Annotated in this window: 12 protein-coding genes; 3 read left to right on the top strand and 9 right to left on the bottom strand. The window is 58.3% G+C overall.

Features of this window, described 5'->3' with window-relative positions; all coding sequences use genetic code 11:
- Nucleotides 1–44: 44 nt before the first annotated feature.
- Nucleotides 45–374: an Hpt domain-containing protein gene (locus tag ACYBHZ_RS04350; RefSeq protein ID WP_460272974.1), complete on the top strand. Its 330-nt coding sequence runs from the start codon at nucleotides 45–47 to the stop codon at nucleotides 372–374.
- Here the strand turns inward: ACYBHZ_RS04350 and ilvA are convergent, their stop codons facing one another.
- Together ilvA and ACYBHZ_RS04340 are read right to left on the bottom strand one after the other, a co-directional pair.
- Nucleotides 375–1625 carry a threonine ammonia-lyase IlvA gene (gene ilvA, locus ACYBHZ_RS04345; RefSeq protein ID WP_460272973.1) on the bottom strand — a complete coding sequence of 417 codons (1251 nt, stop codon included), beginning with the start codon at nucleotides 1623–1625 and terminating at the stop codon, nucleotides 375–377. It lies immediately after the preceding gene.
- The gene (locus ACYBHZ_RS04340) at nucleotides 1618–2370 is read right to left on the bottom strand and encodes a hypothetical protein (protein WP_460272972.1); all 753 of its coding nucleotides are present in this window, start codon (nucleotides 2368–2370) and stop codon (nucleotides 1618–1620) included. The genes ilvA and ACYBHZ_RS04340 overlap by 8 nt, the downstream gene beginning before the upstream one ends.
- Nucleotides 2371–2507: 137 nt before the next feature.
- Here ACYBHZ_RS04340 and ACYBHZ_RS04335 point away from each other — a divergent pair, with 137 nt between their 5' ends.
- The gene (locus tag ACYBHZ_RS04335; protein WP_460272971.1) at nucleotides 2508–3731 is read left to right on the top strand and encodes an argininosuccinate synthase; all 1224 of its coding nucleotides are present in this window, start codon (nucleotides 2508–2510) and stop codon (nucleotides 3729–3731) included.
- Nucleotides 3732–3847: 116 nt separating this feature from the next.
- Here the strand turns inward: ACYBHZ_RS04335 and ACYBHZ_RS04330 are convergent, their stop codons facing one another.
- Entirely contained in the window at nucleotides 3848–5302 is a 1455-nt protein-coding gene (locus ACYBHZ_RS04330) for an NAD-dependent succinate-semialdehyde dehydrogenase (protein ID WP_460272970.1), read from the bottom strand.
- A 1-nt stretch (nucleotide 5303) separates the two neighbouring features.
- The gene (locus tag ACYBHZ_RS04325; protein WP_460272969.1) at nucleotides 5304–6593 is read right to left on the bottom strand and encodes a 4-aminobutyrate--2-oxoglutarate transaminase; all 1290 of its coding nucleotides are present in this window, start codon (nucleotides 6591–6593) and stop codon (nucleotides 5304–5306) included.
- A gap of 148 nt (nucleotides 6594–6741) precedes the next feature.
- Here ACYBHZ_RS04325 and ACYBHZ_RS04320 point away from each other — a divergent pair, with 148 nt between their 5' ends.
- Entirely contained in the window at nucleotides 6742–7323 is a 582-nt protein-coding gene (locus ACYBHZ_RS04320) for a cupin domain-containing protein (protein WP_460272968.1), read from the top strand.
- A gap of 78 nt (nucleotides 7324–7401) precedes the next feature.
- Here ACYBHZ_RS04320 and nqrF read toward each other — a convergent pair whose 3' ends face one another.
- Genes nqrF through ACYBHZ_RS04295 form a run of 5 tightly spaced genes read right to left on the bottom strand, consistent with a single transcriptional unit; the run spans nucleotide 7402 to nucleotide 11906 of the window.
- Nucleotides 7402–8625 carry an NADH:ubiquinone reductase (Na(+)-transporting) subunit F gene (gene nqrF, locus ACYBHZ_RS04315; protein WP_460272967.1) on the bottom strand — a complete coding sequence of 408 codons (1224 nt, stop codon included), beginning with the start codon at nucleotides 8623–8625 and terminating at the stop codon, nucleotides 7402–7404.
- Nucleotides 8626–8640: 15 nt separating this feature from the next.
- Nucleotides 8641–9249 carry an NADH:ubiquinone reductase (Na(+)-transporting) subunit E gene (gene nqrE / locus ACYBHZ_RS04310; protein ID WP_460272966.1) on the bottom strand — a complete coding sequence of 203 codons (609 nt, stop codon included), beginning with the start codon at nucleotides 9247–9249 and terminating at the stop codon, nucleotides 8641–8643.
- Nucleotides 9249–9902, bottom strand: a complete 654-nt coding sequence (locus ACYBHZ_RS04305) for an NADH:ubiquinone reductase (Na(+)-transporting) subunit D (RefSeq protein ID WP_460272965.1) — start codon at nucleotides 9900–9902, stop codon at nucleotides 9249–9251. The genes nqrE and ACYBHZ_RS04305 overlap by 1 nt, the downstream gene beginning before the upstream one ends.
- Nucleotides 9902–10714: a Na(+)-translocating NADH-quinone reductase subunit C gene (locus ACYBHZ_RS04300; RefSeq protein WP_460272964.1), complete on the bottom strand. Its 813-nt coding sequence runs from the start codon at nucleotides 10712–10714 to the stop codon at nucleotides 9902–9904. The genes ACYBHZ_RS04305 and ACYBHZ_RS04300 overlap by 1 nt, the downstream gene beginning before the upstream one ends.
- Nucleotides 10707–11906, bottom strand: coding sequence for an NADH:ubiquinone reductase (Na(+)-transporting) subunit B (locus tag ACYBHZ_RS04295; protein ID WP_460272963.1), 1200 nt, complete (start codon nucleotides 11904–11906; stop codon nucleotides 10707–10709). The genes ACYBHZ_RS04300 and ACYBHZ_RS04295 overlap by 8 nt, the downstream gene beginning before the upstream one ends.
- Nucleotides 11907–11908 lie beyond the last annotated feature (2 nt).

Below are 11908 nucleotides of genomic sequence, written 5' to 3'. Positions count from 1 at the left end.
CGTAACCTTGATGCGGTCATATTTCTAGGAAGCGGGAGAATGCCATGATTGATTGGAACCGGGTCGCGGATTTGCGCAATGAGGTTGGCCCAGACGATTTTCGAGAGGTCGTGGACCTGTTTCTCGAAGAGGTCGATGATGCGATTGAGCGGATGAAAACCGCTCCAAACCCCGCGCGTTTAGAGCAGGATTTGCATTTCCTGAAGGGTAGCTCTCTCAATCTCGGCTTTGCGGCCTTCTCCGCCCTCTGCCGGGACGGAGAAATTGCCGCAAGAAAGGGTCAGGCCGACAGGATCAACCTGACCGCCATTTTTAACAGCTACGCACAATCCCGCGCGGAGTTTCTGAGCAAAACGCCCGAAGACCCGCCTTGATCACAAGACGAATTCGGCCAAATCCTGATCATTGGTGATGTCACGATAGACCAGGCCCGCCGCGTTCATCTTGTCGAACAGATGCGCGAAATTGGCCGGATCATCGGTTTCGATCCCGATCAGGACCGACCCGAAGTTGCGCGCCGATTTTTTCAGATACTCAAAGCGAGCGACGTCATCGTTCGGGCCAAGCATATCGAGGAAATCGCGCAAGGCGCCGGGACGCTGCGGCATACGTAGGATGAAGTATTTCTTCAGCTCGCGGAACCGCTGCGCGCGCTCTTTGACCTCTGGCAGACGCTCGAAATCAAAGTTGCCGCCGGAAGTAACGCAGACCACGCGTTTGCCGCGGATCTCGTCCCGAATGTCCTGAAGCGCGTCGATCGACAGCGCGCCAGCGGGTTCGAGCACGACCCCCTCGACGTTCAGCATTTCCAGCATGGTGGAACAGATGCGATCTTCCGGGCAAGCCAAAATACGATCAAGCGGCGTGTCCTTTAGCACCTCAAACGGAAGCGCGCCGATCCGAGCCACGGCCGCACCATCAACGAAACTGTCCACATCGCTCAAGGTCACGGGCTCGCCAGCGGTGACCGCCGCCTCAAGCGAGCGGCCGCCTTTCGGTTCAACGAAATAGACCTCGGCCTTGGGCGCAACGTCTTTGAGATAAGACACCACACCGGCGGAAAGCCCACCGCCGCCCACGGGAAGAACCACGACATCGGGAACCATCTGGGACATGAATTCGACGGCAACCGTCGCTTGCCCCTCGATCACATCCATGTCGTCGAAAGGTGCAAGGAAATGCCCGCCCTGCTCCGCGCAATAGCTCTGCGCGGCTTCGAGCGTGTTGTCGAAATAGTCGCCGACCAGACGGATTTCGATATTCTCACCGCCAAAGACCTTGGTCTTGTCGATCTTTTGCTGCGGGGTCGTCACGGGCATGAAAATCACGCCTTTCACCCCGAACTGTCGACAGGCAAAGGCCACGCCCTGCGCATGGTTGCCAGCCGAGGCGCACACGAAAAGCCCGATATTGGGGTCTTTCGCGCGGGCTTTCACCATCGCATTCCACGCCCCGCGCAGCTTGTAGGAGCGCACCGGCGTAAGGTCTTCGCGCTTCAGCCAGACATCGCAGTCATAGGCTTTCGATAAATGATCGTTGCGCAGACAGGGCGTCGGTTCGAACAGACGACGGACCAAAACCTCCGCCGCGCGAGCATGTTCGGTGAATGTGCTTTGCTCAGTCATCGAGTTTTCCCCGCATCGCCAATTCATAGATCGAAGACAGCAGGCTCACGTTGACCATCAACAGGAACCAGCCCGCCAGCAATTCGTAAAGCAACGCCAGAATACCGCCGCCGAACACTGGGGCGATGAACTGGAACACGATCAAAAGGGCAATCGCGAGAATGACCGCCTGAAAGATGACGGCGGAATGTGCTTTGGTCGCTTGCCACGCTTCGCCGATGGAAAGCTTTTGCCCCAGAGCCACGGCGGGCAGGACCGGCGAAATCCGGAAGAACAGGAAGACCGCCGGCAAACCGATCAGGACGATCACGAAAAGACCGCCAAAAGTCTGTGTCAGGATGCTGCCGAACAGGGAAAGCAAAACCGTGGCGAAGACGACGACCGCCAAACCGACCATGATGCCGATGACGATCGAGAGCATCAGATAACCCCAGACGCGCCCACCGCTCCAGGACGGAAAGGCCGAGGTCGGGCGCTTGCCCTCCAGCACGTAGCGGTGCCATTCCACCGCAATCCAGCAGGACCCCACCGCCATGACAACATTCGTCAGCAAAAGCACCCAGAGCGTTTTGCCGGAAACCACCTGCGGGTCGCCGCTGGCCAGCGTCTCCACATCCAGCGCCCCAAAGGCGAAAATCTGCACGATCAGGATGGCAATCCAGATCAGGCCGGACACGGCCAAAGCCTCGTCGAGATTACGAATGACACGCAGAACCGCGTTCTGGAACAGAATGAAACCCGTCATGATGACCCTTTTCAATGCTTCTTGCCGCAGGTTTAGAGGTTTTGACGGGGAAGCTAAAGCAATCTTCAGCTCCAAACCTTGCTCTTGGCTCGAAAACCCGATAATCGCGCCTGCGAACTCCGAAAAAGGAATGTCCCATGTCTGCGCCTAAAAAAGTGGTTCTCGCCTACTCCGGCGGCCTCGATACCTCCATCATCCTGAAATGGCTTCAGACCGAATACGGTTGTGAAGTTGTGACCTTTACCGCCGATCTCGGTCAGGGCGAGGAACTGGATCCGGCGCGAAAAAAGGCTGAGATGCTCGGCATCAAACCGGAAAACATCTACATCGAAGACGTACGCGAAGAGTTCGTGCGTGATTTCGTCTTCCCGATGTTCCGCGCCAATGCGCTCTACGAAGGTGAATACCTGCTCGGCACCTCGATTGCCCGTCCGCTGATCTCCAAGCGTCTTGTTGAGATCGCCGAAGAAACCGGTGCCGATGCCATCGCCCATGGCGCAACCGGCAAAGGCAACGATCAGGTGCGTTTCGAGCTGTCCGCTTACGCGCTGAACCCCGACATCAAGGTGATCGCACCTTGGCGGATTTGGGATCTGTCGTCGCGCACGAAACTCATTGATTTCGCCGAAAAGAACCAGATTCCGATCGCGAAAAACAAACGTGGCGAAGCACCGTTCTCCGTCGACGCCAACCTGCTGCACACCTCCTCTGAGGGTCGCGTTCTTGAGAACCCGGCAGAGCAAGCGCCGGACTATGTTCTGCAGCGCACCGTGCCGATGGAACAGGCTCCGAACGAGCCGGAATACATCGAGATCACCTTTGAAAAAGGCGATGCGATTGCCATCAACGGCGAAGCAATGTCCCCGGCGACCTTGTTGACGAAACTCAACGAAATGGGCGGCAAACACGGGATCGGTGTTCTCGATCTGGTGGAAAACCGCTTCGTTGGTATGAAGTCCCGCGGCATCTATGAAACGCCGGGCGGCACCATCCTGCTGCAAGCGCACCGTGGCATCGAACAGATCACGCTCGACAGCGGCGCTGGCCACCTCAAAGACAGCCTGATGCCGCGCTATGCGGAGCTGATCTACAACGGTTTCTGGTTCTCCCCGGAGCGCGAGATGCTGCAAGCCGCCATCGACAAGTCGCAAGAACACGTCTCCGGTACTGTACGCCTGAAACTCTACAAAGGCGCAGCGCACACCGTTGGCCGTTGGTCCGAGGCGTCGCTCTATTCCGAGAAACACGTTACGTTTGAAGACGATGCTGGCGCTTACGACCAGAAAGACGCGGCGGGCTTCATCCAGCTCAACGCCCTGCGTCTCAAACTTCTGGCCGCGCGCAATCGCCGCCTGAAATAACGGTCGGCAAAGCGTCGGACATGTGTCGGACTTCCGTCGGGCACATCAGACAAACAGACATGAAGAAAGGGCGCCCAAGAGGCGCCCTTTTTGCTGTGTTCTGATAGGGGCTGTGCTTAGGACAGACCGCCGAAGCAGAGGTTCTTGATCTCAAGATAGTCGTCCATGCCGTATTTGGAACCTTCGCGGCCCATGCCGGATTGTTTGACACCACCGAAAGGCGCCATCTCTGTCGATATCGCGCCGGTGTTGATACCGACCATGCCGCTTTCCATCGCCTCACCGACACGCCATGCGCGGTTGAGATCAGCGGTGTAGAAATAGGAGGCCAGACCGAACTCGGTCGCGTTGGCGTAGGAGAGCGCCTCTTCTTCCGTTTCGAACTTGACCAGCGGAGCAAGCGGACCAAAGGTCTCTTCGCGCGCCACTTTCATCTTCTGCGTCACACCTTTGAGGAGCGTCGGCTCGAAGAAGGTCTGGCCAAGGTTCGAACGATTGCCGCCGGTAACCACTTCGGCCCCAAGCTCCACAGCATCGGCGATGTGGCTTTCGACCTTGGCGACAGCGGCCGCGTTGATCAGCGGGCCGGTGTTGACGCCCTCTGCAAAGCCGTCCCCGAGGGTCAGAGCTTCGAGCGCTTTCGCCAGTTTCTCCGCAAACGCGTCATAAATGCCTGCCTGCACATAGATGCGGTTGGCGCAGACACAGGTCTGACCGTTGTTGCGGAATTTCGCGATCATGCAGCCCTCGACCGCCGCATCAATGTCGGCATCGTCAAACACCACGAAGGGCGCGTTGCCGCCCAGTTCCATGGACATTTTCTTGACGGTGTCGGCACCTTGCGCGAGCAGGATTTTCCCCACACGGGTCGAGCCGGTGAAGGTGATCTTGGCGACCTTGTCGTTGGCGCACATTTCCTGCCCCATGCCAGCGGCATCGAGACCGGTCAGCACGTTGAACACACCGGCAGGCACGCCCGCACGCTCGGCCAGAACGGCCAGCGCGATGGAGGACAGCGGCGTGAACTCGGAAGGACGCGCCACCATAGTGCAGCCCGCCGCCAGAGCCGGCGCCATTTTGCGCGCCAGCATAGCGTTCGGGAAGTTCCAGGGCGTGATGGCCCCGACAACGCCCACAGGCTGCTTGACGATCACCATGCGCTTGTCATTCGACGGGCCGGGGATCATGTCACCATAGTTGCGCTTGGCTTCCTCGGCGAACCATTCGACGTAGGAGGCACCATAGAGGATCTCACCACGGGCCTCGGCCCAGGGCTTGCCCATCTCGGCGGTCAGGATCGTCGCCAGATCGTCGGCATTCTCGACCAAAAGATCGAACAGCTTGCGCAGGATCGCAGACCGATCCTTCACGCCCATGCTGGCCCATGCTTTTTTCGCGTCATAGGCCCCATCAATCGCCATCGCGACGTCTTCGGCGGTCAGATCCGCCACGTGAGCGATGACCTCCCCGGTGGCGGGATTTTCCACCGGAAAAGTTTTTTTGCCTTCGAGCCACACGCCATTCACATAGGCGCGGGTTTCCAGCAGGCTTTTGTCTTTCAGGTCACGCATCTCAGAGTCCTTTTGCGGCTTTCGCTGCGTTTTCAAGGATATCGAGCGCTTCTGCAAATACCTCGTCCTGAATGGTGATCGGAGCGAGGAAACGGATCACGTTGCCATAGACGCCGCAGGTCAGGAGAAGCAGGCCACGGTCCAGCGCCTCAAGACGAATGGCGTTCGCGAGTTCCGCAGACGGCTTGCCATCATCACCGTAGAATTCAGCAGCGACCATGAAGCCCGGACCACGGATTTCAGCGATCTCCGGCAGGAAGTCCGCTTTCATCTTAGTGAGACGGATTTTGAGCGCATCACCGAGGGTCACGGCACGTTCGCAGAGTTTCTCCTCTTCGATCACGTCGAGAACCGCGTTGGCGGCGGCGATGGCGAGCGGGTTGCCGCCATAGGTACCGCCGAGGCCGCCCGGACTGGCCGCATCCATGATCTCTACTTTCCCGACCACAGCAGAGATCGGGAAACCGCCGCCGAGGCTTTTCGCCATGGTGGTCAGGTCCGGGGCTTCTGCATAGGCGTCCATCGCGAAGACATTGCCGGTGCGGGCAAAGCCGGTCTGGACCTCGTCGGCGACCATGACGATCCCATGTTTGTCGCAAAGCGCGCGCAGACGTGTGACAAACTCGGCAGGCGCCGGGTTGAAGCCGCCTTCGCCCTGCACCGGTTCGAACACGATCGCGGCGACGCGCGACGGATCGACATCGGCTTTGAACAGATGCTCGATGGCATCAAAGCTGTCGTCCACGGAAATACCGTGCAGCGCGTTCGGGTAAGGCGCGTGGAACACGTCGGGCAGCATCGCGCCGAAGCCGATTTTGTAGGGCGCAACCTTGCCGGTCATGGACATGGTCATGAAGGTCCGGCCGTGGAAGCCACCGTTGAAGGTGATGACGGCGGAGCGTCCGGTGGCGGCACGAGCGATCTTCACGGCGTTTTCCAGCGCTTCGGCGCCGGTGGTCACGAAGAGGGATTTCTTTTCGAAATCGCCCGGAGCCAAAGCGTTCAGACGCTCGGCGAGGGTGACATAGTTCTCGTAGGGCACGACCTGATGGCAGGTGTGGGTAAAGGCGTCGAGCTGGGCTTTGACGGCTTCGATCACCTTCGGGTGGCGGTGACCTGTGTTCAAAACGGCGATCCCGGAGGCGAAGTCGATGAGGCGGTTGCCATCAGCGTCCCAGATTTCCGAGTTCTCCGCTTTGACGGCGAAGTGATCCGTGAGAACGCCGACACCGCGGGCCAGTGCCGATTTGCGTCGTGCGTCGTATTCCTTGTTATTGGTCGATTTGAGCATCTCTGATCCTATCCGTAGCCCTGCCCGGGCACCCTGTCGGTTTGACTGAGGATAAGAGTGTCAGGGTTTGAAATTTTCAAAAAGTCTGTTTCTTTATTTCACTAACTCATTGTAATAATTGAAGTGGATGATTTAGGGTTTAATTAAAATGAACACTAGCAACACAAATGACACCTCACATGAGGATCGCAAGCTGGGTCAGCGTTTGCGGGTGATTCGAGAACGCAGCGGGATTTCTCAGCGTGCGCTCGCGAAGAAAGTCGGCGTTCCGAACTCCACGATTTCGCTGATCGAATCCGGCAAAACCAACCCTTCGGTGGGGTCTTTGCGTAAGATTTTGGACGGTATTCCCGTCAGCCTGTCGGAGTTTTTCGCGTTCGAGCCCGATCCCGAGCGGCAGATTTTCTATGCCGCCGAGGAGCTTGTGGAGATCGGCAAGGGGAAGGTCTCGCTCAAACAGGTGGGCAACACGCTGTTCGGGCGCGCGATGATGCTTCTGAAGGAAACCTACGAACCGGGCGCGGACACGGGACGTGTGCTCTACGGGCATGAGGGGGAAGAAGGCGGCATCGTGATCTCAGGCCGGATTGAGATCACCGTCGGGGAAGAACGCAAGATCCTTGGGCCGGGAGATGCCTATTACTTCGACAGCCGCCTGCCGCATCGGTTCCGGCAGGTCGGGCCGGAGCCCTGCTCGCTATTCTCCGCCTGTACCCCTCCGACGTTCTGAGATCATCACGTCCGGGACGGAACACATAGACATGAAAAAGGGGGCCGAGGCCCCCTTCTCAATGTTCTCTTGTCTGGCTCAGCCACCAAAGTCATCGAGCATGATGTCTTCGCGATCCACGCCCAGATCAAGCAGCATGTTGATCACGGACTGGTTCATGATGGGCGGGCCACACATGTAATATTCGCAATCTTCGGGCGCCGGGTGGTTCTTGAGGTATTCCTCAAAGAGCACGTTGTGAATGAAGCCGGTGTACCCGCCCCAGTTGTCGTCCGGCAGCGCATCCGAGAGCGCCACATGCCATTCGAAATTGTCGAACTCTTCCGCAAGCTGGTCGAAGTCCTCGACGAAGAACATCTCGCGCTTCGAGCGCGCACCGTACCAGAAGGAAATCTTCCGGTCGCGGTTCTCAAGACGTTTGAGCTGGTCGAAGATATGCGAGCGCATCGGCGCCATACCGGCACCACCCCCGATGAAGACCATTTCCTTCTTGGTGTCGCGGGCGAAGAATTCGCCAAACGGACCGGAAATCGTGACCTTGTCACCGGGTTTGAGGTTGAAGATGTAGGAGGACATCTGACCCGGCGGGATGCCTTCGGACCGCGGCGGCGGCGAAGCGACACGGACGTTGAGCATGATGATGCCCTTTTCCTCCGGGTAGTTCGCCATCGAGTAGGCGCGTTCGATCGGCTCGCTCACCGTCGATTCATATTGCCAAAGGTTAAACTTGTCCCAGTCTTCCCGATATTCTTCTTCAACATCGAAATCTTTGTAGGACAGTTTGTGGGCAGGCGCCTCGATCTGGATATAGCCACCAGCGCGGAAGTTCACATCCTCGCCTTCCGGCAGTTCAAGAACCAGAGCCTTGATGAAGGTCGCCACGTTGTGGTTCGAGCGCACGGTGCACTCCCACTTCTTGACGCCGAAGACCTCTTCCGGAACTTCGATCTCCATGTCCTGCTTCACGGACACCTGACAGGACAGGCGGTCGCCGCAAGCAGCCTCACGCTTGGTGATGTGGCTCTCTTCCGTCGGCAGGATCGACCCGCCGCCCGAATGGATCCGCACACGACACTGCGCACAGGTGCCGCCGCCGCCACAGGCAGACGGCACGAACAGCTTTTGCCCCGCGAGGGTCTGGAGCAACTTGCCACCAGCCGGAACGGAAATCGTCTTCTCACCGTTGATGGTGATGTTGACGTTGCCGGAGCTGACGAGTTTCGAGCGCGCCACCAGAATGAGTGCCACAAGGGCAATCACGATCAGGGTGAAAAGGACAACGCCCAGACTGAATGTCATCATGATCTTTGCCCTCCCTTACAGTTTCACGCCGGAGAAGGACATGAAGGCCATGGCCATCAGACCCGCGGTGATGAAGGTGATCCCGAGACCCTGAAGCCCGTCGGGGATGTCAGAGTATTTCAGCTTTTCGCGCACACCGGCCATCGCGGTGATCGCCAGCGCCCAGCCAAAGCCGGAGGAGATACCGTAAGTTGCGGATTCAGCGAAGTTGTAGCTCCGTTCCACCATGAACAGGGAGCCGCCGAGAATGGCGCAGTTCACGGTGATCAGCGGCAGGTAAATCCCGAGCGCGTTGTAGAGCGGCGGGAAATACTTATCGAGCACCATCTCAAGGATTTGCACGATGGCGGCGATAACCCCGATGTAGGAAATCAGACCAAGGAAGGTCAGATCGACATCCGGGAAACCGGCCCAAGCCAAAGCACCGGGCGCGAGCAGTTTGCTCAGGATCAGGTTGTTGGCAGGCACGGTCAGCGCCTGCACCACCATCACGGAAATCCCGAGCCCCATCGCCGTCGAAATTTTCTTCGACACGGCGAGAAAGGTACACATGCCGAGGAAGAACGACAGCGCGAGGTTTTCAATGAAGACGGCTTTCACCGCCAGTGAAATGAGACCTTCCATCAGTGGCCCTCCACCGTCTGGATTTTATATTCACGCTCTTCCACCTGTTCCGGTTTCCACGTGCGCACGGCCCAGATGATCAGACCGATCACAAAGAAGGCCGAGGGCGGCAGAAGCAGAAGACCGTTCGGCACATACCAACCACCGTTGTTCACGGTTTTCAGGATGGTGATGCCGAAGAGTGAGCCGGAGCCGAACAGTTCGCGGATCACACCGACGACCATCAGAAGAAGGCCGTAGCCGAGACCGTTGCCGATGCCGTCGATGAAGCTCGCCACCGGCGGGTTCTTCATCGCGAAGGCTTCGGCGCGGCCCATGACGATACAGTTGGTGATGATCAGGCCGACGAAGACCGAAAGCGTTTTCGAGATTTCATAGGCGTAGGCCTTGAGCACCTGATCCACGAGGATCACCAGCGAGGCGATGATCACCATCTGCACGATGATCCGGATCGAGCTCGGGATCTGGTTGCGCAGCATCGAGATGAACAGCGACGAGAATGCGGTCACGAGCGTCACGGCCAGCGACATAACGAACGCCACCTGCATCGAGGAGGTCACAGCAAGCGCCGAGCAGATGCCCAAGACCTGCAAGGTGATCGGGTTGTTGTCGACCAACGGGTCGATCAGTTGAGAACGATAGGTCTGTGCCATCAGTTCACCTCTCCTTCTTGCAGATGTTCAAGGAAGCTGCCGTACCCGGCTTTGCCCATCCAGAAGCGGACCAGGTTGTCCACACCGCGCGAGGTCAGCGTCGCCCCGGCAAGTGCGTCCACATAGTAGTCGGTTCCTGCGGGCGGCGGCGCTTTTGCAACCGTGATGGCCAGATCGCCATCTTCGGTGAAGAGCTTCTTGCCGTTCCAGAGCGCACGCCAGCGCGGGTTGTCCACCTCGGCGCCAAGGCCGGGGGTTTCACCTTGCTGGTAGAATTGAAGGCCGAAGATATCGTTGCCGTTCTCTTCGAGCGCGATGAAACCGTAGAGCGTGGACCAGAGGCCGTAGCCTTCGATCGGCAGCACAACTTTGTCGAGCGCACCGCTGTCGTCACGCAGCAGATAGACCAGACGATAGGTCTGCATCTGGCCACCGAGACCAGCAGGGTCTTCGTCCAGCGATTTCATGATCGACGGATCGCCCGCGGCCACCAGTTCTTCGAACGTGGCGACATCGTATTTGTCGGTGAACTCACCAGTGGACAGGTCCAGAACATGCGGTTCGAAATCGGCGAAAGCCTCGTTCACCGCCACGTTCTCGTCATAGACGCCCGCGACCTGAAGAATGTTGATGCGCTTGTCACGCAGTTTGTTTTCTTCCTGAACCGGACGCAGCGCGACCGCAGCCGCCGACACGATCATGGAGGCGATGAGACAGAGCACGACGGCCACGAAGACCGTTTTGCCTACGCCATCAGCCGGCGCATCCAGAAAACGGCGGATCAGGCCTTTGTTTTCAGTTCCCTCAGGCATTGCGCTTGGCCCTCCGTTTGATGTTGGCCTGCACGACGAAGTAATCGATCAGCGGCGCAAAGACGTTGCCGAAGAGGATGGCGAGCATCATGCCTTCGGGGAAAGCCGGGTTCACCACACGGATCATGACGACCATGAAGCCGATCAATGCACCGTAGATGTAGCGCCCCGTGTTGGTATGCGCGCCGGACACAGGCTCGGTCACCATGAAGGCGAGACCGAAAGCAAAACCGCCGGTCACGAGGTGCCAGTACCACGGCATGGCGAACATCGGGTTGGTATCAGAACCGATCCAGTTCAACAGGCTGGAGAAGGCGATCATCCCGGCCAGACAGCCGAGCACCAGACGATAGTTGGCGATCTTGGTCAAAAGCAGGAAGGCGAGACCGATCATACAGGCGATGGTCGAGGTTTCCCCGAGCGAGCCTTGGATGGTGCCGACGAAGGCGTCCATCCAGCTGATGCCATGTTCCGCAAAGGCGCCAACGCCTTGGGAGGCGCCGATGGACAGGGCGGTTGCGCCGGAGAACCCGTCAACCGGGGTCCAGACCGAATCACCCGACATGTAAGCCGGATAGGCGAAATAGAGGAACGCCCGCCCGACCAGCGCCGGGTTGAGGAAGTTCTTACCGGTACCGCCGAACACTTCTTTGCCGATCACGACACCGAAGATGATGCCCAACGCGACCTGCCAGAGCGGCGTCGATGCGGGCATGATCAGAGTGTAGAGCATGGAGGTCACGAGGAAACCCTCGTTCACCTCGTGACCACGAACCACGGCGAAGAGCACTTCGAAAATCCCGCCCGCGACGAGTGTCACGATGTAAATCGGCAGGAAGTACAAAAGCCCGTGCAGCATATTCGCCAGCACGTTGTTCGGATTGAACCCGATGCCCAGCCCCTCGATGATCGCTGCGCGCCAGCCCGACGGACCGTATTCGGCAATCGCGAGGTTGGTCTGAAGGCCGGTGTTATAAAGCGCGAAAAGGATCGCGGGGATCGTCGCGATGACCACATAGGTCATGATCCGCTTCATATCGATGTAAGACCGCGCGTGGGGCGCGACGGTGGTGACCGTTTTCGGCGTATAAATAAAGCTTTCCACCATCTCGTAGATGGAGAAATACTTCTCATACTTGCCGCCTTTAACGAAATGCGGCTCGATCCGGTCGAAGAAATTGCGAAGACCCAAAG

The sequence above is a fragment of the Celeribacter sp. ULVN23_4 genome (genome assembly GCF_054788345.1).
This window is presented reverse-complemented; position numbering and strand designations above follow the sequence as displayed.